Annotated in this window: 22 protein-coding genes; 13 read left to right on the forward strand and 9 right to left on the reverse strand. The window is 38.2% G+C overall.

Features of this window, described 5'->3' with window-relative positions; all coding sequences use genetic code 11:
- Position 1: 1 nt before the first annotated feature.
- Genes I6F54_RS11225 through I6F54_RS11245 form a run of 5 tightly spaced genes read left to right on the forward strand, consistent with a single transcriptional unit; the run spans position 2 to position 4,991 of the window.
- A complete protein-coding gene (locus I6F54_RS11225; protein WP_197141423.1) occupies positions 2-1,972 on the forward strand; it encodes a heme lyase CcmF/NrfE family subunit in 1,971 nt (656 codons plus the stop codon).
- Entirely contained in the window at positions 1,969-2,538 is a 570-nt protein-coding gene (locus tag I6F54_RS11230; RefSeq protein ID WP_165728706.1) for a redoxin family protein, read from the forward strand. Before I6F54_RS11225 ends, I6F54_RS11230 begins: the two co-directional genes overlap by 4 nt.
- Positions 2,538-2,999: a cytochrome c-type biogenesis protein gene (locus I6F54_RS11235; protein WP_165739534.1), complete on the forward strand. Its 462-nt coding sequence runs from the start codon at positions 2,538-2,540 to the stop codon at positions 2,997-2,999. Before I6F54_RS11230 ends, I6F54_RS11235 begins: the two co-directional genes overlap by 1 nt.
- Positions 3,000-4,250, forward strand: coding sequence for a c-type cytochrome biogenesis protein CcmI (ccmI, locus tag I6F54_RS11240; RefSeq protein WP_197141425.1), 1,251 nt, complete (start codon positions 3,000-3,002; stop codon positions 4,248-4,250).
- 9 nt (positions 4,251-4,259) lie between these two features.
- Positions 4,260-4,991: an MlaA family lipoprotein gene (locus I6F54_RS11245; RefSeq protein ID WP_007585858.1), complete on the forward strand. Its 732-nt coding sequence runs from the start codon at positions 4,260-4,262 to the stop codon at positions 4,989-4,991.
- Between the two features lie 262 nt (positions 4,992-5,253).
- On the opposite strand, the gene I6F54_RS11250 is transcribed toward I6F54_RS11245, so the two are convergent.
- Positions 5,254-6,480 (reverse strand): EAL and HDOD domain-containing protein, encoded by a 1,227-nt coding sequence (locus I6F54_RS11250; RefSeq protein WP_007584100.1) that lies wholly within the window; start codon positions 6,478-6,480, stop codon positions 5,254-5,256.
- A 332-nt stretch (positions 6,481-6,812) separates the two neighbouring features.
- On the opposite strand from I6F54_RS11250, the gene putP reads away from it, so the two are divergent.
- Positions 6,813-8,291 carry a sodium/proline symporter PutP gene (putP, locus tag I6F54_RS11255; RefSeq protein ID WP_165728709.1) on the forward strand — a complete coding sequence of 493 codons (1,479 nt, stop codon included), beginning with the start codon at positions 6,813-6,815 and terminating at the stop codon, positions 8,289-8,291.
- 274 nt (positions 8,292-8,565) lie between these two features.
- On the opposite strand, the gene I6F54_RS11260 is transcribed toward putP, so the two are convergent.
- Positions 8,566-8,883 carry a YebG family protein gene (locus tag I6F54_RS11260; RefSeq protein WP_165742291.1) on the reverse strand — a complete coding sequence of 106 codons (318 nt, stop codon included), beginning with the start codon at positions 8,881-8,883 and terminating at the stop codon, positions 8,566-8,568.
- A gap of 312 nt (positions 8,884-9,195) precedes the next feature.
- Between I6F54_RS11260 and I6F54_RS11265 the strand changes: the two genes are divergently transcribed.
- Complete coding sequence (locus I6F54_RS11265; protein ID WP_165728711.1) at positions 9,196-9,492, forward strand: ComEA family DNA-binding protein; 297 nt, start codon at positions 9,196-9,198, stop codon at positions 9,490-9,492.
- A gap of 24 nt (positions 9,493-9,516) precedes the next feature.
- On the opposite strand, the gene I6F54_RS11270 is transcribed toward I6F54_RS11265, so the two are convergent.
- Entirely contained in the window at positions 9,517-9,819 is a 303-nt protein-coding gene (locus I6F54_RS11270; protein WP_197141427.1) for a DUF6170 family protein, read from the reverse strand.
- A 1-nt stretch (position 9,820) separates the two neighbouring features.
- Positions 9,821-10,339 carry a disulfide bond formation protein DsbB gene (gene dsbB / locus I6F54_RS11275; protein WP_165728713.1) on the reverse strand — a complete coding sequence of 173 codons (519 nt, stop codon included), beginning with the start codon at positions 10,337-10,339 and terminating at the stop codon, positions 9,821-9,823.
- Positions 10,340-10,882: 543 nt separating this feature from the next.
- Between dsbB and fadR the strand changes: the two genes are divergently transcribed.
- Together fadR and I6F54_RS11285 are read left to right on the forward strand one after the other, a co-directional pair.
- Positions 10,883-11,596 carry a fatty acid metabolism transcriptional regulator FadR gene (gene fadR, locus I6F54_RS11280; protein ID WP_004335692.1) on the forward strand — a complete coding sequence of 238 codons (714 nt, stop codon included), beginning with the start codon at positions 10,883-10,885 and terminating at the stop codon, positions 11,594-11,596.
- A 364-nt stretch (positions 11,597-11,960) separates the two neighbouring features.
- Positions 11,961-12,566, forward strand: a complete 606-nt coding sequence (locus I6F54_RS11285) for a peroxiredoxin (RefSeq protein WP_007378637.1) — start codon at positions 11,961-11,963, stop codon at positions 12,564-12,566.
- Positions 12,567-12,625: 59 nt separating this feature from the next.
- Here I6F54_RS11285 and I6F54_RS11290 read toward each other — a convergent pair whose 3' ends face one another.
- Together I6F54_RS11290 and smpB are read right to left on the reverse strand one after the other, a co-directional pair.
- Positions 12,626-15,217 carry a TonB-dependent receptor gene (locus tag I6F54_RS11290; RefSeq protein ID WP_024608153.1) on the reverse strand — a complete coding sequence of 864 codons (2,592 nt, stop codon included), beginning with the start codon at positions 15,215-15,217 and terminating at the stop codon, positions 12,626-12,628.
- 746 nt (positions 15,218-15,963) lie between these two features.
- Entirely contained in the window at positions 15,964-16,443 is a 480-nt protein-coding gene (smpB, locus tag I6F54_RS11295) for an SsrA-binding protein SmpB (RefSeq protein ID WP_010553883.1), read from the reverse strand.
- A 146-nt stretch (positions 16,444-16,589) separates the two neighbouring features.
- Here smpB and I6F54_RS11300 point away from each other — a divergent pair, with 146 nt between their 5' ends.
- Positions 16,590-17,030 carry a type II toxin-antitoxin system RatA family toxin gene (locus tag I6F54_RS11300; protein ID WP_007584120.1) on the forward strand — a complete coding sequence of 147 codons (441 nt, stop codon included), beginning with the start codon at positions 16,590-16,592 and terminating at the stop codon, positions 17,028-17,030.
- Positions 17,027-17,350 (forward strand): RnfH family protein, encoded by a 324-nt coding sequence (locus I6F54_RS11305; RefSeq protein ID WP_197141429.1) that lies wholly within the window; start codon positions 17,027-17,029, stop codon positions 17,348-17,350. Before I6F54_RS11300 ends, I6F54_RS11305 begins: the two co-directional genes overlap by 4 nt.
- A 133-nt stretch (positions 17,351-17,483) precedes the next feature.
- Here the strand turns inward: I6F54_RS11305 and I6F54_RS11310 are convergent, their stop codons facing one another.
- Complete coding sequence (locus I6F54_RS11310) at positions 17,484-17,843, reverse strand: outer membrane protein assembly factor BamE (RefSeq protein ID WP_004335706.1); 360 nt, start codon at positions 17,841-17,843, stop codon at positions 17,484-17,486.
- 107 nt (positions 17,844-17,950) lie between these two features.
- Between I6F54_RS11310 and I6F54_RS11315 the strand changes: the two genes are divergently transcribed.
- Positions 17,951-18,280 (forward strand): GIY-YIG nuclease family protein, encoded by a 330-nt coding sequence (locus tag I6F54_RS11315; RefSeq protein ID WP_165728714.1) that lies wholly within the window; start codon positions 17,951-17,953, stop codon positions 18,278-18,280.
- A gap of 88 nt (positions 18,281-18,368) precedes the next feature.
- Here the strand turns inward: I6F54_RS11315 and I6F54_RS11320 are convergent, their stop codons facing one another.
- Positions 18,369-20,288, reverse strand: coding sequence for a methyl-accepting chemotaxis protein (locus I6F54_RS11320; protein ID WP_197118732.1), 1,920 nt, complete (start codon positions 20,286-20,288; stop codon positions 18,369-18,371).
- 192 nt (positions 20,289-20,480) lie between these two features.
- Positions 20,481-21,953 (reverse strand): ketol-acid reductoisomerase, encoded by a 1,473-nt coding sequence (gene ilvC, locus I6F54_RS11325; RefSeq protein WP_024589917.1) that lies wholly within the window; start codon positions 21,951-21,953, stop codon positions 20,481-20,483.
- Positions 21,954-22,091: 138 nt separating this feature from the next.
- Between ilvC and ilvY the strand changes: the two genes are divergently transcribed.
- Positions 22,092-22,997: an HTH-type transcriptional activator IlvY gene (gene ilvY / locus I6F54_RS11330; protein ID WP_197141431.1), complete on the forward strand. Its 906-nt coding sequence runs from the start codon at positions 22,092-22,094 to the stop codon at positions 22,995-22,997.
- Positions 22,998-23,041 lie beyond the last annotated feature (44 nt).

Below are 23,041 nucleotides of genomic sequence, written 5' to 3' on the forward strand. Positions count from 1 at the left end.
TATGATCCCAGAAATTGGTTATTTTTCTTTAACGCTTGCCATGGTGCTAAGCGTTTTACTGTGTATTTTTCCTCTTTGGGGCGCGCATACCGGTAATCTTCGATTAATGCGTGCAGCTCCCTCTTTAGCAATTGGGCAATTCGCTTTTGTTTTAATCTCTTTTGCAGCACTTATTTACGCCAGTGTAACGGATGATTTTACCGTATCATATGTGGCATATCATTCAAGTAGTACACTGCCTTGGTATTACAAAATCACCTCTACATGGGGCGGCCATGAAGGCGCTATTTTACTGTGGTTAGTAATGCAAGCTGGTTGGACTGCCGCTGTCGCTGCGCGTTCTAAATCATTACCTTGGGTGCTACGTGCTCGCGTATTGGGCGTACTTGGTTTTTTAGGTGTAGGTTTTATGATGTACACCTTACTACTTTCAAGCCCGTTTGAGCGCCTACTCCCTTATTTCCCTGTTGAAGGGCGTGATTTAAATCCGTTACTTCAAGATCCGGGCATGATTATTCACCCGCCATTACTGTACATGGGTTATGTAGGGCTATCAGTTGCTTTCTCTTTTGCTATTGCTGCGTTGTTAACCGGTAAGCTTGATAACACATGGGCTAAGTGGTCACGTCCGTGGACAATGACTGCATGGGGCTTTTTAACTCTAGGAATCACAATTGGTAGCTGGTGGGCATATTCAGAGCTTGGCTGGGGCGGCTGGTGGTTTTGGGATCCAGTCGAAAACGCATCATTAATGCCATGGCTTGTAGCTACAGCATTACTACACTCATTAAGCGTAACCGAAAAACGTGGTGTATTTAAATCGTGGACCGTACTACTTGCTATCGCAGCATTTTCATTAAGCTTGTTAGGCACCTTTATTGTGCGCTCGGGTATTATTGTATCGGTGCATGCTTTTGCAACAGACCCTGATAGAGGCTTATTTATACTCGCCTTTTTAGGCATCGTTGTAGGTGGTGGCTTAGCGTTATATGCACTGCGTGTATCGCAAGTACATAGTGAAGGCCGATACAAGTTTGTATCACGCGAAGTGGCGTTATGGCTCAATAATATATTTTTAGTAGTTGCTACATTAATCGTATTGCTGGGTACGTTATTACCTATGGTTCATAAAGAAATGGGCTTGGGCAGTATTTCTATTGGCGAACCATTTTTTAATAAGATGTTTGCAATAATTTTAGTACCATTTGCTATTTTGATGGGTATAGGACCATTTTTACGCTGGAAGCAAAATAAATGGGCTTTCTTACAAAACAAAATATTAATGGGCGTATTAGCCAGTGTAGTGATTACCTGTGCTTGGTTGTTTTCAAGTTACGATTTAGTAAAACCACTTACGCTACTGGCCACTACGCTTGCGGTTTGGATTGCAATATCAACTGGGATCGACATTTACACTAAAGCCGCAGTGCATGGCACCTTAAAAGAAGGTTTAAAACGCTTAGGTGTAAGTTACTGGGCTATGGTGCTTGGGCATATTGGTATTTCGTTTGTTATTGTAGGTGTAACGCTTACATCGGCGTATTCAGTTGAGCGTGACGTATCGATGAAGCAAGGCGATACAGTTCAGCTTAACGAGTATGAATACCGTTTTGATGGTGTTAAAACTATTCGCGGGCCGAACTACAGTGGTCATGCGGGTGTTGTATCGGTGCTTAAAAACAATGAGCTAGTAACACGCTTACATGCCGAAAAACGTAAGTATGATATTGGTATGCAGTTTATGACCGAGGCGGCCATAGATGCAGGCTTTACACGTGATTTATACTTAGCGTTAGGTGAGCAGTTGAGCCAAGGTGCATGGTCACTTCGCATTTATCATAAACCGTTTGTTCGTTGGATGTGGATTGGTGGTGTGCTTATTTCCCTAGCTGGATTTATGATTTTATTTGATAAACGCTACCGCACATCAGCTAAAACAGCGCGTAGAGCTGCATCGGAGAATGTTTTATGAACCGTAAAATTTTAGCTATTGCGCCGCTTTTAGTATTTGCTTTTGTATGTGTATTTTTATACCAAGGCCTTTTTGCTAATCCTCGTGAAATTCAAACGGGTCGGTTAGGTCAAGAAATGCCAGCATTTAATCTACCTGATTTAATGCAAGATATTAAGCCGTGGACCAACGAGTCTTTAAAAGGCGAAGTTTACTTACTAAATGTATGGGGTACTTGGTGCCCAACATGTTTAGTTGAACTTGGTTATTTAACTAAGTTACGTGAGCAAGGCGTTAAAATTATTGGGCTTTATTACGTACAAGGTTACGATGCTGACTTTGATGGCCCTTTTGATATGCAATCACTTCGCAGTGAAGTGAGCGATATGCTGCAACGTGCGGGTGACCCATATCAATTTAATATCTTAGATTTACATCGTACTTTGTCGTTGGATTTAGGTGTTTCAGGTGCGCCTGAAACATTTTTAGTCGATAAAAACGGCACTATTTTATTGCATCACACGGGCGATATAAACCCGCGAGTATGGCGTGCTAAATTTGCGCCAATTATGCAGGAGCTTAAATAATGAAATGGTTACTACTTACGCTTAGCCTTTTTGTAAGCATCTGTGCGTTTGCAGAGCAAGATCGCTATCAATTTGATAACAACAAACAAGCAATATTGTTTGAAGAGCTAACTAAAGAGCTGCGCTGTCCTAAGTGTCAAAATCAAAACATTGCGGACTCTGACGCTGTGGTTGCTAAAGACTTGCGCGATAAAGTACTCGTATTGGTTAAAGAAGGTAAGAGCAAAGACGAAGTGATTGATTACATGATTGACCGCTTTGGCTATTTTGTTCATTACGACCCACCAGTTACACCAGCGACTTTAGTACTTTGGGTATTACCTGTATTAATTGTCATAGTCGGCTTTGGTTTTATTGTTATTCGCCAGCGAAAAGCATCAGTAAAACAAACGTGGAGCAGTGACGACGAAATGTTGTTAGCTAAGCTAATTGAACAAAATAAACGTCAGGAGCAAAGTTAAATGATTTTAATGTGGGCGTGTTTTGCTTTACTCACACTGGTTGCTCTTGGGTTTGTGATGTTGCCTTTTTTAAAAAAAGAGCGCGTTCAAACAATTACTCATAACGCCAATGCTGAGTTAATTAGCATTTATGAGCAGCGTTTAGTTGATTTACAAACCGATTTAGACAATCAGCGTATTGATACCGTAAATCATGCAGAATCAATTATTGAATTAAAACGCCGTTTATTGAATGAGTTATCACCAGAAAAATCACTAAACAGCAAAGGTAATAATCGTATTTTTGCTTTAACTGGTGGCGCATTTGTTCTTGCTCTAACAGGTGTTTTTTATGGTTTAACGGGTAGTCAGCAGCAAATTTCGGCTTGGCATGATGCAATGGATAATTTAGCTGATTACGGCGAGCGTGCTGTAATGCAAAAAGGTGAGCCGCTTAGCCAAAATGAGCTGCAGGCTTTTGCATTGGCACTTCGTACAAAGCTTAGCCGCTCAGGTGATGATGAAGTTGCTTGGATGCTACTTGGACGAGTTGCTATGTCGCTTAATGAATTTGACATGGCGCAGCAGTCATTTGATAAAGCACTTCGTATGAATCCTGATAATATGCAGGTACTTATTAGTTATAGCCAAGTTTTATTACTAGAAGGTAGCGAAGCTAATATGACTCGTGCGGCAGGTATGCTCTCAAAAGTACTAAAAGTTGAGCCTACCAATTTAGATGCAATTTCGTTATTAGCACTCATTGCTTATGAACGTAAAGATTGGCCTCAAGCCAAAGCTGCATTTGAAGTTTTACTTGCGAGTATGGAAAAAAATGATTCTCGTTATAGCATGATCTCTGAGCGTATCGCTGATATAGAGAAGCAAATGCAAACGGAAGGCTCTGTTATGCCAGTTACTACAACGGGTGCTATTGCAGTTACAGTCGACATTGCAAAAGAGCTTATAGATAAACAGCCAAAAGACGGTATCTTGTTTATATTTGCAAAAGCAGCAAGTGGTTCGCCAATGCCATTAGCTGCTGTTAAACTCGCTAATTATTCATTTCCAATTACAGTTGAGTTGAGTGATAGTAGTGCAATGGTTGCAGGGCTTAACTTATCTAGTGCAGAAAATATTATTATTTCGGCGCGTATTTCTATAGATGACTCGGTTATGCCAAGTTCTGGTGAGCTAGAAGGTCATTCAGAGTCGTTAAAGCGTGAAAGTGTAAGTGACTACCAACTTCAAATTGATACATTAATACCTTAAGGACGTTAGATGTTAAAACACAGTTTTACTTTTTTATGTTTATTGATACTAGCCGGGTGTGCTCAAGTACCACAAAGCAAAGTAGATGACAGAGATCCGCTGCAAAGTATTAATCGTCCGTTATACGACTTTAATATGGATGTACTGGATGCTTATTTATTGCGCCCAGTTGCTGTAGGTTATGTTGAAGTAACGCCTGTACCGGTAAGAAACGGTATTGTTAATTTTACAGGTAATATTACAGCACCTGTCGATATGATTAATGCGGGTTTGCAAGGTAAACCGGGTAATGCAAGTGTGAGCTTAGCGCGTTTTTTAGTTAACTCTACGGTTGGTATTTTTGGTATTTTTGATGTAGCCAGTTCACTTGGTCTTGAAATTGTAGATGAAGACTTTGGACAAACGTTAGGTGTATGGGGCGTGGGTGATGGTGCTTATTTAATGCTACCTGGCATGGGTCCTACAACAGCACGTAACCTGACCGGTGATGTAGTCGACAACTTTGTATTACCTGAAGTTGCGCTAACGACTCCACAAACTATTCTAGTGTTTGTTTTAAAAGCAGTTGAGGCGCGTGCATCATTAATCCCACAAGAAGGGTTATTAAATGATTCACTTGATCCGTACTTATTTGTAAAAGATATTTACTTCCAGCGTCAGATTTATGAGCTGTACGATGGCAACCCACCAATAAAAGAAGAGCCAGCTGATTTTGATGAAGACTTTTTAGAAAGTTTATAATTGAAAAGCCACTCATAAAAACGCCAGCTAAATGCTGGCGTTTTTATTTGCTGTTTATATATTTAACCTGAACTCTGGATAATAAATCTATCTCGAGCAGTTATTTTCAGCGCTAACTACGTTGAATTTACTTGCAATAGGCTAACTATTGACGCGTAAGTTCGCCTTGTTTTCACTGAAAATCTCTGGCTAGAGAAAAATAAATTTAAATATCATTATGATTTAATATATTAGTAAATATCTTAACCAGAGTTCAGGTAGTTTATTTTTCGTTCACTACTAACTGCATTTGTTCATTAACCCAAGCTAGCGCTTCATGATAAGCATCGGGAACTTTTTCACCTAGATTTAGCTCTTTCGTTAGCTCGTTTGCAGCTGACCAGTTTGCTTGTTCGTAGTATTTAACTAAGTTTAAATATTTTGCTAGCAAGCCTTCATCGTTTAATAGCGCTGCTTTTATATCATTAGAAAGTGGAAGCTTTTTCATTACGCTTTCCATACTCTCATCTAAAATAGCATCCATTAGCGACATCATACCGGTTAAAAATGCCATGCCGGTATCTTTAAACTGCCCATGGGATATAGCGAGCAATTCAGCAAATCGAGCGCGCGTAAGCGATAGCCTAATTAGCTCTACAGGTTTGTCTGCTGATACTTGTGCTGCAAACAGTAGTGACAATAGCTTTTTAATTTCATTGGCGCCAAGCACTATAAGAGCTTGCTTAATGGTACTTATTTCTGCGCGTCTTGCAAATGCGGCAGAATTTGAATACCTAAGTAATTTATAAGATAGGTTTACATCACGTTCAAACACATCAGTGATTTTCTTAAGATCCATATCAACACTTGATGTTTCGTAAAGTAATTCAGCTAATGCCATTTCTGAAGGTGGTAGAGCCTTACTTTGTACCATTTCAGGTTTTGAGAAGAAAAATCCTTGGAAATAATCAAACCCAAGCTCTAAAGCTTGTTGGTAAATTTCATAGGTTTCTACTTTTTCGGCAAGTAACTTAATATGTGAGTGCGGTTTTAAATCGTTTAGAACCGTTTTTATTGTATCTATATCGGATGCTAAAAAGTCTATTTTAATAATATCAATAAATGGGTAAAAATGACGCCATACAGGTTGATGAATATAGTCATCAAGAGCAATAGTGTAACCTTTATCTTTTAAATCTTTAACGATAGCTAATAAACGCTTACCAGGCTGGATAGTTTCAAGTATTTCTACAACTATAGTGTCTTTACCTAGTAGTGTAGGGTAACCCTTTGATAGTGTTTCTAGGGTGAAGTTTATATAGGCAGGTTTATTGTCAGTTAAATCTTCTAAACCAAAATTAAACTGGCTACCCTCTATAAGTCGTGTTGTTGCTTCGTCACCATCTATATCGGGAAATACGTTATCAACGCCATCACGAAATAAAAGCTCATAACCGATAAGTTTTTTATCTCTATCTAAAATCGGTTGACGTGCAGCGTAAAAATACATAAACAGTTCCGTAAGAGTGATGTAATTGGGTATTGTAATAATATATGGCAAAAGATTCAAAATAGCATTACGTATATTTGCATGATTAATAAATTATCATTATAAATTAAGGTGTTTCTTCTATTTAATTCATTATATTTTACCAATTCGCTTTAAAATTATTCAACATGAGTATTTTTGTATCAGCTGGAAGCAACAAGTTGGAGATTTTATTGTTAGGCATGATATAGTCAGCGAGAATGGTTTTTATCCTAATAGTGTCTTTATTATAATATTTTAAGAGTCAATATTCGGATCAAGAGCCTGTTATTAATAATTATGCGGAGGCTAATTTGGAAACAGGAATGATTATTTCACTAGCATTATATTTTGTTGTAATGTTAGGTATCGGACTATATGCATATAAGCAATCTACTGGCGATGTATCAGGTTACATGTTAGGTGGACGAAATCTATCACCAAGTGTTGCTGCACTATCTGCAGGTGCATCTGACATGAGTGGCTGGATTTTAATGGGCCTACCTGGTGCGATGTTTGTTACTGGTTTTAGTAGTACATGGATAGCAATTGGTTTGGTGATTGGTGCTTGGTTAAATTATCTGTTAGTTGCACCTAGATTACGTGTGTACACTGAAAAAGCAAATGACTCTATAACAATCCCAGATTACTTCTCAAATCGCTTCAATGATAAGTCAAACTTATTACGTGTTGTATCAGCTGTTGTGATTATAGTCTTCTTTACTCTTTACACGTCATCTGGTGTTGTAGCCGGCGGAAAATTGTTTGAAAGCTCATTTGGTTTAAGTTATGAAGTGGGTTTATACATTACAACGGGTGTCGTTGTTTTATACACTTTGTTTGGTGGTTTTTTAGCGGTTAGCTTAACTGATTTCGTGCAAGGTTGTATTATGTTCATCGCACTGATTCTAGTGCCTACTGTTGCATACTCTTTACTTGAACAACCTCTAGAATCTACTTTACATAGTGTAAATCCAGATATGCTTAACTGGATTGGAGCAGGCTCTGCATTGGGTATTATTTCTGCAATGGCATGGGGTTTAGGTTATTTTGGTCAACCACATATCATCGTTCGTTTTATGTCGGTACGTAGTGTTAAGGATATGCCTAAAGCTCGCCGTATTGGTATGACATGGATGATTGTTGCTGCCCTTGGTGCTGTTGGTACTGGTATATTTGGTGCTGCTTATACTTATGAAAATAATATTGTAGTTGAAGATCCTGAAACGATTTTCCTAATTCTTTCTGAGTTATTGTTCCACCCACTTATTGCTGGCTTTTTACTAGCTGCAATTTTGGCTGCTATCATGAGTACTATCTCATCGCAATTGCTAGTAAGCTCAAGTTCATTGACTGAAGATTTATATAAAACATTTTTACGTAAAGATGCTAGCGACTTTGAATTAGTTACTGTTGGTCGAATTAGCGTTGCCGTAGTGGCTATGTTTGCTATTTACTTAGCTTACGACAGAGATAGCTCTATTTTAGACCTAGTAAGTAATGCATGGGCAGGCTTTGGTGCTGCTTTCGGTCCATTGGTACTGTTCAGCCTTTACTGGAAACGTATGAATTTTGCCGGTGCGTTATCGGGTATGTTAGTAGGTGCGTTTACAGTGCTTGTTTGGGTTTATGGTCCGTTTACTATTAATGGTGAAAGCTTAAGTAGCTTTATGTACGAAATAGTACCTGGCTTTATTTTATCTAGTATCGCAATTGTTGTTGTTAGCTTAGCTACAAAAGAGCCAGAGCAAAACATTACCGCTTTATTTGATGAAGTAGAAAAAGAGCTTTAAATAGCAATTACTACTCATTTTTGAATGAGTAGTAATTAATACCAATCCGCAATAATACTTAATCATTTTGCGGGGCTAATGTGTCGCTACTGGCGTTAAAAAATTATCATTTAGAACAACTAAATATCGAATTTTTTGCCTAGCTATCAACACGTTTTTTTACCCTCAAAATAGATCACTTAATTAAGTGAATTGGTATAATAAAAAAGGGAGCAACTTAGTTGCTCCCTTTTTTATTTAGTTTGTCCCGTCCGAGGAAAGGGCAATCTACGAATTAACTTGCTTTTTTATCGTTGCTATCTTCAATTGATGCAACATTATCTGACTTTTTACTTTTTGTTGGCGCTTTGGCAACAACGGGATCTTTGCCGCCCTTTAATATAGTCATAAAGTCATCTTTGCTTTTCGCTATTTCTAAAGCAAGTGATTCAATTTGTTGCTCACTAAGCGGTACGTCTACCTTTTCTAGCATTAGCTCAAGTGATTCTGCTATATCGAGCATCTTGTCATAAGCATCAGCTTCTTTTTTGGTAGTAAACGTCATACGCTCGACTCCGTTTCGTTCTACAACATATTTAACAACAACAGCCATGATTTCTCCTGCAAAATTGCTTGGCACCGTGGTTTGTAAAAACCATTAGATTACTGTTTTTATGTACAGTAATGGTTTGTAAGTAAATTTGCAAGCGTGAAGTATTAATTTTTAGGTGTCTTAAATTTGACAAAAAACGGTAACTTTACTTTAGTTAAGCAATCACTTGTTGTACCAGCTGCATTTTCAGGATTTCGGATCATAGTGATAATGCGCTTAGGTACACTTTAAGTGATGAACTTTACAGTTCCTTATTTATTGATTTCCTGAGCAATACTCAAAATTAAGAAAAGAAGAATAAGGGCAAGTTTAATGAAAACGTTAAAAAATTTACTCATCATAAGCTTATTATGCTTACTACCTGCAACTACCGTATATGCACAACTATCGGAAGTAACCAAGCAAATGCCTCAAGTTGAGACAATTAGTATAAATAATGCTGATGCAGATATGCTTGCTAAGCTACCGGGTATAGGTAAGAAAAAAGCGCAGGCAATTGTGGATTATCGTGAAGAAAACGGTGAATTTAAAAGCGTCAGTGATTTATCGCAAGTTAAAGGAATTGGTAAAAAACTATTAGCTAAATTAGAGGGGAAAATTTCACTTTAAAGCTATTAAGTAATAATCAGGGCGCTATGCGCCCTGATTAAATTGTTTTAATGCATCGCTTAAGTGCTTTTTAGCAAAGTTAATTTCAATAGGTGTTGTTAATAGCGGATAGCAAAGCCCACCAAGTATCAAAAACGGGATTAATATCCAACCTTTAAATACCGTGAATATTAAAAATAGTGGACTTAGTAATATTAATTTAATAATACGTAGTAACACTTTATCAGTTGGCGATAACATACTTAACGAAAGTGCTATTACGTCCTGGCGCTTGCGCACTTTTAAGTATTTAAGATCATCTAATTGGCTTGAAAAAAAGGTAAACATATTAAATCGATTTTTTTGTTATTAAGCGGCTAATCACTAAAGCAAACAAAGTGATTGAGAATAGCGCAAATATAATTTCCATCCAAGCAGGCATGCTCAAACCAATAAACTGCCAATCTATATTTCCACAATCCCCGGTCGCCTGAAAAAAGCTAGGTATCCATTCGTGTAACGGCATAAACGATGGGAAGTTTGGTTCAAACTCACAGCTAAATGCAAAAGGGTCTGTGGTGGTTTGCATATCAATATGCTCGCGAGCTATAAGGTATCCCCAAACACTCGATACACCCCAAATTACATACGCTAATATACGAACTGCTTTGCTCTGTGGTTTAGTCGAACCTACAATGCCTGCACCTAATAAACCCAGTACAGCGGTACGTTGATATATGCACATTATGCAAGGCGCCAATCCCATTTGGTATTGAAAGAAAAGGGCGGTCACTTCAAGTAAAAAAACGATAGCTGTAAATAAAAGCCACGGGGTACGTTGGGTGGGTAATTGCGCAAGCCAGTTCATAAAAATTCCGCGTTTAAATAAGATGTTAGATTATGACCTAGGATAATGTATGCGGCAACAAAAAGGAAAAAAAAGCTACCGAAGTCGCTTTTTATAAGATGAAATTATTGACTACTCAATACAGCCTCAGCAGAGGTTACATGGCGCTCTACTTAGTTCCCATTGATACATAAGCTAAGTTATATCGCTTACTTATACAACATTGGTGCATTGCCTAATCACTTCTTTAAAGTTGCTGTTAGAACGCTCTGTTGCATAGGTGTTCCTTTTTAATTTACTTATGTGTATTAAGTTGATTCAGCTAAGTATGGTGTAAATAAAAATACCAATAATTACAATGTACCTACAATGAATATTGCTCTGTATATTTATACATTGTAGCGATATTAGAAAAACCTAAATTTTATTATTTATTAATCTTTAATTTCTACTCATTTGCTTATTAATATATCTGACTTTACTTGTTAGTTATGCTTCGTCTGGTACAATCAGTCAGTTATTCGTGTAAAACGATGAGTGTTGATTAATTCGAGTGGGAACTGGATGAGAATTTTTAAAGCGAAAAGCCCAGCAGGATTTGCTGAAGAATATATAGTTGAATCTATTTGGAACGGCGATTTCCCTCCAGGTTCAATTCTACCTGCCGAGCGAGAACTTTCAGAGTTAATTGGTGTAACAAGAACGACCTTGAGAGAAGTATTACAGCGTTTAGCACGTGATGGTTGGTTAACAATTCAGCATGGTAAACCAACAAAAGTAAATAACTTTTGGGAGACGTCTGGCTTAAATATTCTTGAAACACTAGCGCGCTTAGATGAAGACAAGATGCCAGAGCTGACAGATCAGCTTTTATCTGCACGTACTAATATCAGTGCTATTTATACACGTGCTGCAATTAAGTTAAATCCTGAACGTGTAATTGAAATTTTATCACAAAGTCATGAGCTAGAAGACACTGCGCAGGCATTTGCTGACTACGATTATAAAGTTCATCACGAATTAGCCGTTGCGGGTAATAACCGTATTTATGTATTAATACTCAACGGTTTTAGAGGCTTTTATTCAAAGATTGGTTGTCATTACTTCTCTGATGCCGGAACTCGTGAACTTGCTCGTCAGTTTTATAAAGATTTAACAATCTTGGCAGAAAATAAAGAGCACGATGGTGCTATTTCGATGATGCGTAAATACGGTCATCAAACAGGTGAGATTTGGCAAAAAATTCGAGGCGATATGCCCTCAGATATAATGGATTAAATTTAAACGAGAAACCTGCATTTGCAGGTTTTTTTGTAGCTGTAAAAATTAATACCGCATTATATGAATTTTTAAACAATTTAATGTATTAAGCTTTCTTCAGTAACGTCAAAAGTTCTATCTAATTACAACGCAATTTACACTTCAAAATAGACCTATTATTCAAGCAGATTAGTGCAAGTTGTAAGTGTTCGTTATTTTCGATTGCTCACATCGTTAAATGCGATTGTTCTTTTGTAGTGAATAACTTTAGAATGCCAATTAATTATATGTGTTCGCTATTGGTTTTTAATTTTTAGCGCCCATATAAGTACCAGCATTGCGAAAGCAATTGAAAACAAACTCAAAATATTTGGAGAATAAAATGGGTGTATTAGTAGGCCGCCAGGCACCAGACTTTACCGCTGCAGCTGTTCTTGGTAACGGTGAAATTGTAGATAGCTATAACCTTCATGAAACAATTAAAGGTAAAAAAGCAGTTATCTTCTTTTACCCACTAGATTTCACGTTTGTATGTCCTTCTGAACTTATTGCATTTGATAAGCGTTTTGAAGAGTTTCAAAAGCGTGGCGTAGAAGTAATTGGTGTTTCTATCGATTCACAATTCTCACATAACGCATGGCGTAACACTGCTGTTGCAGACGGCGGTATTGGTAAAGTTCAATACGCACTAGTTGCAGATGTTAAACACGAAATTTGTAAAGCGTATGACGTTGAGCATCCAGAAGCAGGTGTTGCATTTCGTGGTTCATTCTTAATCGACGAAGAAGGCAATGTACGTCACCAAGTAGTGAACGATTTACCACTAGGTCGTAACATCGACGAAATGCTTCGCATGGTTGACGCGCTAGCGTTCCACACTGAACACGGTGAAGTATGTCCTGCTGGTTGGACTGAAGGTAAAAAAGGTATGGACGCAAGCCCTGAAGGCGTTGCTAAGTTCTTATCTGAAAACGAAGGCGAGCTATAATTTAGCCCTTAGTTTTAAATAAAAAAACCGCCAATTGGCGGTTTTTTTGTGTCTTTTATTTAGAAAGAAAAGCTTACTTTAGTGTACAAGTAGCGGCCACGAGGATTATGCACAGCTGATGCATAACCGTATAAATCGCCATCGCCATCACCAATTGCAAATGGTGGCTCTTCATCAAATAAGTTATTAACACCTAAAGATATTTTAGCTGATTCAGTAATACGGTACGACGTTTGTAAATCAACAAGCGTTTGCGAGTCAATCATACGTGAAGTATTGCTATCAAAGTCTAAATTGCCATCAAAGTCGATATCAGGCGTATCTTCAAATTCGCCTACATAACTGATATTTACATTGGTGTTAAACTCACCAATTTCCCAGTTGGTTGAGAAAATAAAGCGATGCTCTGGGTAGCCATATTCACCCGTGTAATCACGACCATCTTTTTCAAACTTATCTTGATATGCCCACTCTAAATTAAATTTAAGTAAACCTAAGTCATCAAGAGAGTGGTTATAGTTTGCTGAAACATCAACACCAGACACTTCTTGCGATGATAAATTTTTAAATGTGCTGTGTATTTTTTGTATTGTGCCTAAGCTTGCTCCGCCTGTAGGAGCTAAACGAACACATACGGTACTATTTTGGTTACCACATTCTGCAGCATAAATAGGACCAAATTCTTCTTCATCGATTTTATTATCTTGAGTAATGCTCCATACATCAACACTTAAACCAAACTCAGCTGTTGGTGCCCAGATAACGCCCACGTTCCATGATTCTGACTCTTCTGCTTGTAAATCAGGGTTACCAGAGAACTCAATGTTGTAATCAAGTGCTTGGCAATCTAATCCTGTTTGTTCACAGCGCTGTGTATCAACAAAAAATTGGCTTTTTTGTGATGGACCTAAGCCTATTTGCGCTAACGAAGGCGCTCTAAAGCCTTGCGCCCAAGAACCACGAACCGTTACTTCATCAGTCGGTGCCCAGCGCAGAGCTATTTTTGGATTTGTTGTTGTACCAAAGTCGCTATAATCATCGTAACGACCGGCTAATTGTAGTTCGAGGTTTTCAGCAAGTGGGATTGAGAACTCAACATATGCAGCGTATTGTTCACGATCAGCAGAAGCTGATACTGATTCAGTACCAAATATTAAGCCACGTTGAAATTGATCATCAGGGATATCATTTACATCTTCTTCACGGTACTCAATACCGGCGGCCATCATTACAGCTTCGCCACCAAAACTAAACGCTTCACCTGTAATGTTAGCGTCAAAAGAGGTCATATGAGACTCACCGCGACGCACTAAGCTAGTTGTGATTCTGTCAATTACAGCTGGGTCGTTATATGTGCCACCGAATGGATTATAGTTACCGGCATCAATTTCTTGTTGTAAGAAATCGGTGCGTACCCAGCCTTGTGTACGATCGCCTGTTTGTAGTGATTTACTGCGACCTTTTTGTACCGCTGTCTCCCAGCTCCAATCGTTTATTTCGCCTTTTAACCCTGCAACAAAGCGTAAGGTGTCTGACTCAATGTCCCATTGGCGAGCGCCTGCATCTACTGTACGGTAACGACCAATTTGAATGTCTTCACCAAATGGATTGTTTGGGTGATTAGCGGGTACCGTAAGGCCTGCATCTTCATCAAGTGGTGTTGGTGCACCTGCAGCGACAGAGCTGTTATGCTGAACAGCCATTTCTAAAAAGCCAGTAATGCCGTTATCAAAGCGGTATTCAAATTGTGAAATAGCGCCTACACGCTCAGATGCTGGGGCAACATATCCATATGGGCCGTAATCAAATAAACAGCTACCACTTGAAGTTGCATTTTCAGCAGGACAGGCAGGGTCGATTGTTTTAACGCCATCCACATAAAAGTAGCCTGGGAAACCACGAGATGAACGGAAATCTTCACCACCATAAGGTGCTTGGTTTGCAGTGCCAAGGCTGCCCATTTCATCAGAAGAAAGAGATGTGTTTTTAAAGTAATCGATAATAACAGATGCACTACTTTTTTCGCTTGTTGTACCCCAAACTAGGCTTGCTGTTGTTTCTTCATAATTTGGACCATCCGTACCGCCATAGCCTAGGTTAATCTCAACACCATCAATATCTTTCTTTAAGATAACGTTAACTACACCCGCTACTGCATCTGAGCCATAGATAGCTGAAGCGCCATCTTTTAGTATGTCGATACGCTCAATAGCAGAAACAGGAATACTGTTAATATCTACAAATGAGTTGGTGATACCTTCAGCAAAGGCACTAATTGATACACGGCGACCATTAATTAATACCAGTGTTGCATCGGCTCCTAAGCCACGTAAGCTTACTGCAGCTGAACCGTTAGCGGTTGAATCTTGGTTGTTACCACGAGTAGAGAAAGTACCGCTACCTGCTACAGGCATTCTTTCTAGAAGTTGCTGTAAATTATCGTAACCCATGTTTTCGATTTCAGCTCTACCGATTGATTGTACCGGAGAAGGCCCTTCAATATCAGTTCGCTTAATACGAGAACCAGTAACCTGAATTCGCTCTACTTTTTTAGCTTCTTCTGCTGCGTAGGCTGTTGTTGTAAAACCTGCTGATAATGCGAGTGTTGCGCCCACAATAATGCTTGGTGTAAATGCAGTTGATTGCTTCATCCTTAAGTCCTTGTTGATATATTATAAAATTATTTGCTTAACAAGCGCGGGTATTAATATCATGTAACTTAAGTGTTAGCAATTAGCTTAATTTGTGATTTAAGTATTAGTTTCAATGCTTTTTTGTGGGTTTTATGACCTTATTTATACTTTGTTTTCTAGGTGAAACTAAGCGTGAATAGGACATAGGGTTAATAATTGTCATATAGCTACATGAAGCCATGTGTGGAATAGCTAATGATAGAAATAATTTGTAATAATTTATTTCTATAAATTAAAACTTATGTTTGTTTTTATACTTTTAATTTATTCAATTATGTAATACCAATTCGCAGTAATACTTAATCAATTTGAGGGGTTAAAGTTGATGCTAAAGGCATTGAAATTTTCTGATTTACGACTGCTAGATACAGGAGGTGGGGTAATGCAGGAGTAATTGCTGATAATGGCTAAGTAATACCAACCTGCATAAATCTTTGATCAATTTAACGAATTAAATTGCACTATAACGTCGTTAAAAATTTTTTATTTAGAACAACTAGATATAAAAATTTTTGCCTAGTTCTAGCGTAATTTTCTTAACGTTAAATAGACCCCATATATAAGCAGATTGGTATAACAAGTTTTGTCTTGTTATCGATACGATTTTCTTATTTCAAAGTAGATTATTTAATTAAGAGAATTGGTATTATTTGAGCTTTTATATAGGTGAAATTAAAAACGCCTAATAAATTAGGCGTTTTTAATTATGCTTTATGCTTCATTAAGCGTTCTTTTTCACGCGACCAGTCTTTATCTTTACCGTCTTCGCGTTTGTCGTGTAATTTCTTACCTTTTGCCAAATGAAACTCAAGTTTTACCCAGCATTTTTTCCAGTACATCGCTGTAGCTATTAAAGAATAGCCATCGCGCTCTGTTGCACCGAATAAACGGTCAAGTTCGCGTCTGCTTAATAGCAATTTACGATAACGTAGCGGGTCGCAAATTACATGGGTCGATGCACTTATAAGTGGCTGAATTTGACTGCCAAGTAAAAATGCTTCGCCATTTTTAAGATGAATATAAGTTTCTGTGATATTTACTTTACCAGCTCGGATACTTTTAACTTCCCAGCCTTGTAGTTCAACACCCGCTTCAAACTTATCGTGTAAAAAATACTCATGTCGCGCTTTTTTGTTTAGCGCGATGGTATTACTTGTCGATTTTGATGAATTTTTCTTAGCCATAGTGCCCTATAATATACGTAATGTGAGATGTTTTACATCGATTTTTTAATAATGCTTTTAAAAATTTAGCTTTAATTTAAGCAGCATGAAAATTTGGGGAAACGCGCAAAGCTTGCTAAAATTCGCCCACACAGTTGGGAGTGAGTATGCCACAAATAGAAAAAAGTGCGCTGGTTATGTACAGCACTAAAGAGATGTTTGATCTAGTTAATGATGTAGAAGCTTATTCACAGTTTTTACCAAATTGCTCAGACTCAAAAATTGTTTCACAGCACGATAATAACATGACCGCGAGTTTAGAAATATCTAAGGCGGGTATAAAAAAGTGGTTTACCACCGAAAACACCTTTGTTGATGAGCAAACCGTGTTACTGCGCCTTGTTGATGGCCCGTTTAAGACCTTAAAAGGGCGCTGGCATTTTCAAGAGCTTGACGCCAAAGCATGTAAGGTTCATTTGCACCTAGAGTTTGAATTTTCAAGTAAGTTAATAGAGCTTGCCTTTGGAAAGATTTTTAACGATGTAGCAAAAAATATGGTGAGTGCATTTACTCAACGTGCAAAACAGGTTTATGGAGCGCGAGTATGATTAATGTTGAAGTGGTCTTTGCATTACCGACCACGGCCACGTGTTTATCAATTGAAGTGCCACAAGGGACTACAGTCGAGCAAGCTGTTATTCAGTCAGGTATTATAGAAATGTGCCCAGAAATAGATGCCACATCGCTAACGTTAGGTGTGTGGAATCGAACTGTAAAAGCTAACTATGAATTAAAAGACGGTGACCGTATAGAAATATACCGTCCACTAATTGCAGATCCTAAAGATGCCCGCAGAAAACGTGCAGAAAAAGCAAAAGAAGAGGGGCGTGCAAATAAAATAACGGGTGGTCGCCCACTCGAGAAGTAATACCAATCGGCATAAACTTCGAACAATTTAACAGATTAAATCACACGCTAACGTCTTTTAAAATGGTAAAAGCTTTTTAAGTAAACCAATAAAAAAGGTGAGCCATGCTCACCTTTTTTACTACCTGAGACGTTTATTGCTCTAGCGGTGTAGTAAAGTTTTCAGGTTGGTCATAATCACCTGAGATTGAAACTAACTTTTCATTTTCAAAGTTAATTACTAACTCTTTATTTTGTTCGTTTTTACGGCCTTTATTAAAGCTGTAAATATAGCGCCAAGTATTGTTATCAAAGGCGTCCTCGGCAATAGGTCTACCTAATACATAAACAACTTGCTCTCGGGTCATATTTACACGAAGTTTTTCAACATCCGATTGCTCTAAAAAGTTACCTTGTGGAATGTTAATTCGGTATACCCAGCTAGAGCAACCTGCTGCTGAGCTAAGTGTTAAAGCGACGATAAGCCAAAGAGAAAAAGTTTTTAACGACTGCATTGTTAGTTGTGATCCTTATTTTTTATAATCTGCATGATACCGATTAGTCACTGAAGGTAAAACCCTTTTAAGCAATTGTTTTATGTTAAGGGCGTTAAGGTAATGTTTTGACCACTGATAATGAAAAAAGTTTACAGCATATTGAAACGAATATTTTAAAAACTGAGTCTACTTGGTTTTTATATATAGTTGAAACACGATTTGGTCATTGGTACACAGGGATCACGACTAATGTTGAAAAACGCTTTGCAACTCATCAAGCTGGTAAAGGGGCTAAAAACCTTAGAGGAAAAGGGCCTCTTTTACTTATCCATCAACAACAAGTAGGTAATAAAAGTGAAGCAAGTAAGCTTGAGTATCAATTAAAAAAGCTCCCTAGAGCTAAAAAGGAAGCGTACGTTTTAGCATTTAATACTGGCGATAGCAAAAGTACTTAGTTTGTGTAAATTAAGCATATTCGTTATGAGCAAAAACTATCTTCGAATATAGCTTATGCTCATAGCTGGCGTGTAATATCAGAGCTGCTTAGCGATGCTGTTCAAAGGTAGCTACAAGCGCATCAAGTGTTTGTGCACTGTTGGCTAAGTCGCGAATCGCTTGCTCTGTATTGATTTGTTCGCTCATTGCTTTATCGCTAATTTCGCTAATTTGCTCAATATTACGACTTACATCGGCAACCACATTACTTTGCTGCTCAGTTGCAGTCGCTATAAGCGTAGCCATATCGTTTATTTGATTTGCTGTTTCGGTTATCGTATCAAGTAATTCAACAGAGCTTTGCATTGCACCAACGCTTTGCTGAGCTTTATCTTTCGATTGGCTAATATCATTAACTACATCATCAGATATTTTTGTAAGCTCTTCAATCATAGATTGAATTTCGGTGGTTGATTGCGATGTACGGTTTGCCAGTGCACGTACTTCATCAGCAACAACAGCAAAGCCGCGTCCGTGTTCACCTGCGCGAGCAGATTCAATTGCAGCATTTAAAGCAAGTAGATTAGTTTGATCCGATATGCCTCTAATTGAGTCAACAATACTTGCAATATCAACCGTTTTTTTAGAAAGCAAAGTAACTTGCTCTGTTATGCCATCAATATCGCTGGCAAGGGCTGATATAGTTGCTTGGCTTTGGAGTACTTGTTTATGGCTTTGAATAGTATTTTCGCGGCTGTTATCGGTTAACTTAGCTGTATTTGCTGCGCTTTGCGCTATTTCTTGTACTGTAGCGCCCATTTCGTTGATTGCTGCTGCGACAGATATTGTTTGTTCTTTTTGGTTGTCTATTGCTTGGGAGTTCCGTTTTGCTTGTTCAAATACATGATCAGAGCTTTTTCTAATATCGTGACTTTCGCTCGCAACTTGAGTAATCGCTGTTTCTATTTTATTTATAAACTGGTTAAAGCCGTTACTTAGATTGTTAAGCTCTGGTTGGCTCGATTCTGGTAAGCGGTATGCTAAATTTGCATCGCCAGAGCCTAAGCGTGAAAATAACTCAGCCATTTTAGAAAGTGGAGATGAAAGTGAGCGAGCAAGCAAATAACTGATTAAACTCGCAACCAATGCTGTAATTACCGTAAAAGTAAATATTTGCCATTGCAGGGTGTTTACGCTTGCGAAAACTTCACTTTTTGGCACTTGGGCTACAACATATAAATCGGTGTTTTTAATAGGCATAGCAGCTACAAGTGTCGGTTCGCCATTTAAATTAATTTCTTCTAGTGCAAAGCCATTACTATTAAATAGTTGGCTGTGAATATTTGCAGTATATAAATCATCAATGTTTGCTTTAGCTACTTTACTTGCATCTTTATGAAGCTGAATCAATCCACTTTTATCTGCAATGAATACAAAGCCTGTTTGCTCAATTTTAAATTGCTGTAATAGCTTTTGCATATCAGTGATGCTTTTTGCAAGACCTGCTAAACCAGTCCCATTAGCTTGCTGATGATTTACAAACATTTTCACATCATTGGCTGACTCTTGATAAATACTGATAGAGTAAGGTTGTTTTGATTGCTTAAAAGCAAAGAACCAGCCATCGGCTGCATCGTTTTTTAACACACGCAAAAACCCATTCTGGTTCCAGTACTGTGCAGTGTCTCTATTTGCCCAAGATGCTGTGGCTAAATCGTATTGCTGGGCAACGCGATTTAATTCTTTTAATAGTAATGTATCGTCTTGGTTGTTTGATTGAGCCCATTGTAAAATAAATTCGTTTGATGATAGTTGCTGAGCAGCACCGAGTAACTCGTTGATTTCACCGCCTATGTGATTACTGATTGTTTGCAGTTTACTAGGGAGCTCTGACTCAATCATACGTCGCTCAATAATATCCTCTGAGCTGTGTAGGGAAGTCAAACCAATCAGTGCGGCTACGCATATAGCAATAACACTGCCTAAAGCTGTGATTTTTTGAGTGATCGAAAGATTTTGTATCGTCATGATATTAATTAATTTTACAACTAAATAGAAAAACATATTAGCACATTATTTATTTGGAACTAAATATTGGCTAAGCAGAATAGGCAAAGATATACCAGATTGATTAAAGTTTTATTAACAGGCATAAAAAAGCCCACATGCAAAAAGCATACGGGCTTGGTTTCTAACAAGCGAAACATTTATTGTTTAGGGTTAAACAATCTTTTTCATTGCTGACATGTAGCCACGTAATTTAGCACCTACTTTTTCAACTGGGTGTTCGCGCAATGCAGCGTTAATTTGAATTAATGTTTGGTTATCAACTTGGTTACTGTGCTCGCCAAGGCCTTTACCGATAATGTCTGTATCAACGTTTTTCATAAAATCAGCAAGTAATGGTAAACATGCATGGTTATATAAATAACAGCCGTATTCTGCAGTATCAGAGATAGTACGGTTCATTTCAAAAAGCTTTTTACGCGCAATAGTATTGGCGATTAATGGCGTTTCGTGTAATGACTCGTAGTAGGCCGACTCTTCAATAATGCCGGCTGCTGTCATGGTTTCAAATGCAAGTTCAACACCTGCTTTAACCATTGCTACCATTAAAATACCGTTATCAAAAAATTCTTGTTCAGAGATTTCTACATCGCCAGCAGGGGTCTTTTCAAAGTTAGTTTCTGCTGTTTCTGCGCGCCATTTAAGTAAGTTTACGTCATCGTTATTCCAGTCTTCCATCATAGTGCGTGAGAAAGTGCCGTCGATGATGTCATCTTGATGCTTATTATAAAGCGGGCGCATAATTAGTTTTAGCTCTTCACTTAGTTCAAACGCTTTTACTTTTGCTGGGTTTGAAAGGCGGTCAAGCATGTTAGTAACGCCGCCGTACTTAAGTGCTTCGGTAATTACTTCCCAGCCGTATTGAATTAGTTTTGATGCATAACCCGCATCAACGCCTTTTTCTACCATTTTATCAAAACATAAAATAGAGCCAGTTTGTAACATGCCACATAAAATGGTTTGCTCGCCCATTAGGTCAGACTTAACCTCAGCAATAAATGATGATTTAAGTACACCTGCGCGATGTCCGCCAGTACCCGCTGCATACGCTTTAGCTTGTGCTAAACCAAGGCCTTGAGGGTCATTTTCTGGGTGAACTGCGATCAGAGTTGGCACACCAAAACCGCGTTTGTATTCTTCACGTACTTCAGAACCAGGACACTTAGGTGCAACCATGATTACAGTAATGTCTTCACGTACTTGCATGCCTTCTTCAACGATATTAAAACCATGAGAGTAAGCAAGTGTAGAGTCTTTTTTCATAAGTGGCATAATTGCACTTACTACAGCGGTATGTTGTTTATCTGGTGTTAAGTTAAGTACTACGTCAGCGGTAGGAATTAATTCTTCATAAGTACCAACAGTAAAGCCGTTTTCAGACGCATTTAAAAATGATTGGCGACGCTCAGAAATAGCTGAAGCACGTAATGTGTAAGAAACATCTAAACCAGAGTCACGTAAGTTTAAGCCTTGGTTTAAACCTTGTGCGCCACAGCCTACAATAACTAGTTTTTTACCTTTAAGTGCGTCAACGCCATCGGCAAATTCGCCTGCGTCCATAAATTCACATTGCGCTAATTGCGCTAATTGCTCGCGTAAAGGTAAGGTATTGAAATAATTCGCCATTGTTAGTGTCCTATAAAGTCATGTTTGTTAGATGCGCAATGTTTATTGCGCTTACAAACACCATATGTAAAATCGTTGCTTGCGTAAAATGATATATTTGAATTAAAGTGTTTCATAATATGAAATACTGGGTTTGGCATGGATCATAAACATTTAAACTACTTTTTAGCACTGGCTAAAACACTTCATTTTGGACGCGCAAGCGAGCTTTGTCATATAAGCGCACCCACTTTGAGCCGCAATATAAAACACTTGGAAGAAGAGGTAGGTGTTGCATTATTTGTACGCGATAACCGCAGTGTTAAATTAACGCGTGAGGGTGAGTCATTTATTGATTACGCCACAGCAACGCTTGCTAATTGGCAGCGTTTTAAAACGAATGTGAAAGACCCACAGCAACATATTTACGGCAAAGTAAGTATCTATTGCTCGGTTACTGCATCTTATAGTTTTTTACATCAAATATTAGAGCAGCTTCGTGCGCAGCATCAGTATATAGAAATAACATTAAATACAGGCGACCCTGCACTTGCTATAAACCGTGTGTTAGATGGGCATGAATTAATGGCTATTGCAGCTAAGCCAAATAAGTTACCGACGCAAATTGCTTTTGTAGATATAGGGCACTCTCCGCTTTTATTAATTGGACCAAAAATTCAATGTCCGATCACAGAAAAATTAACACACAATAGTGATGACATTAATTGGTCTGATTTAGAATTTATTGTGCCAGAACAAGGTTTTTCTCGCCAAAGGTTAGAACACTGGTGGCGCAAAAATAATATTCACGGGAAAATTTACGCACAGGTTGCTGGGCACGAAGCAATGGTATCTATGGTGAGCTTAGGATTAGGTGTCGCAATGGTCCCTAAAATAGTGCTAGATAACAGCCCGCTGCAAGATAAAGTACAAATACTAACACCAAAAATGCAAGCGCCTGATGGGTTTGATATTGGTTTGGCAGTATTAAGGAAAGAGTTAAATGACCCTGCAATCAGTGCTTTGTGGAATATTGCGCAAACTTTAGATGCAAAAGCGATTTAATGCGCGCAGAGAATAAGCAAGTTAGTTAAATAGTATGAATATAG

Origin of the sequence: Pseudoalteromonas sp. SWXJZ10B (assembly GCF_015864475.1) — a bacterium.
GTDB lineage: Bacteria > Pseudomonadota > Gammaproteobacteria > Enterobacterales > Alteromonadaceae > Pseudoalteromonas > Pseudoalteromonas arctica.

Coding starts and splice junctions, on each gene's coding strand:
- I6F54_RS11225 (WP_197141423.1), top strand. CDS start 2: ATGATCCCAGAAATTGGTTATTTTTCTTTAACGCTTGCCATGGTGCTA.
- I6F54_RS11230 (WP_165728706.1), top strand. CDS start 1,969: ATGAACCGTAAAATTTTAGCTATTGCGCCGCTTTTAGTATTTGCTTTT.
- I6F54_RS11235 (WP_165739534.1), top strand. CDS start 2,538: ATGAAATGGTTACTACTTACGCTTAGCCTTTTTGTAAGCATCTGTGCG.
- ccmI (WP_197141425.1), top strand. CDS start 3,000: ATGATTTTAATGTGGGCGTGTTTTGCTTTACTCACACTGGTTGCTCTT.
- I6F54_RS11245 (WP_007585858.1), top strand. CDS start 4,260: ATGTTAAAACACAGTTTTACTTTTTTATGTTTATTGATACTAGCCGGG.
- I6F54_RS11250 (WP_007584100.1), bottom strand. CDS start 6,480: ATGTATTTTTACGCTGCACGTCAACCGATTTTAGATAGAGATAAAAAA.
- I6F54_RS11260 (WP_165742291.1), bottom strand. CDS start 8,883: ATGGCTGTTGTTGTTAAATATGTTGTAGAACGAAACGGAGTCGAGCGT.
- I6F54_RS11265 (WP_165728711.1), top strand. CDS start 9,196: ATGAAAACGTTAAAAAATTTACTCATCATAAGCTTATTATGCTTACTA.
- I6F54_RS11270 (WP_197141427.1), bottom strand. CDS start 9,819: ATGTTTACCTTTTTTTCAAGCCAATTAGATGATCTTAAATACTTAAAA.
- dsbB (WP_165728713.1), bottom strand. CDS start 10,339: ATGAACTGGCTTGCGCAATTACCCACCCAACGTACCCCGTGGCTTTTA.
- fadR (WP_004335692.1), top strand. CDS start 10,883: ATGAGAATTTTTAAAGCGAAAAGCCCAGCAGGATTTGCTGAAGAATAT.
- I6F54_RS11285 (WP_007378637.1), top strand. CDS start 11,961: ATGGGTGTATTAGTAGGCCGCCAGGCACCAGACTTTACCGCTGCAGCT.
- I6F54_RS11290 (WP_024608153.1), bottom strand. CDS start 15,217: ATGAAGCAATCAACTGCATTTACACCAAGCATTATTGTGGGCGCAACA.
- smpB (WP_010553883.1), bottom strand. CDS start 16,443: ATGGCTAAGAAAAATTCATCAAAATCGACAAGTAATACCATCGCGCTA.
- I6F54_RS11300 (WP_007584120.1), top strand. CDS start 16,590: ATGCCACAAATAGAAAAAAGTGCGCTGGTTATGTACAGCACTAAAGAG.
- I6F54_RS11305 (WP_197141429.1), top strand. CDS start 17,027: ATGATTAATGTTGAAGTGGTCTTTGCATTACCGACCACGGCCACGTGT.
- I6F54_RS11310 (WP_004335706.1), bottom strand. CDS start 17,843: ATGCAGTCGTTAAAAACTTTTTCTCTTTGGCTTATCGTCGCTTTAACA.
- I6F54_RS11320 (WP_197118732.1), bottom strand. CDS start 20,288: ATGACGATACAAAATCTTTCGATCACTCAAAAAATCACAGCTTTAGGC.
- ilvC (WP_024589917.1), bottom strand. CDS start 21,953: ATGGCGAATTATTTCAATACCTTACCTTTACGCGAGCAATTAGCGCAA.
- ilvY (WP_197141431.1), top strand. CDS start 22,092: ATGGATCATAAACATTTAAACTACTTTTTAGCACTGGCTAAAACACTT.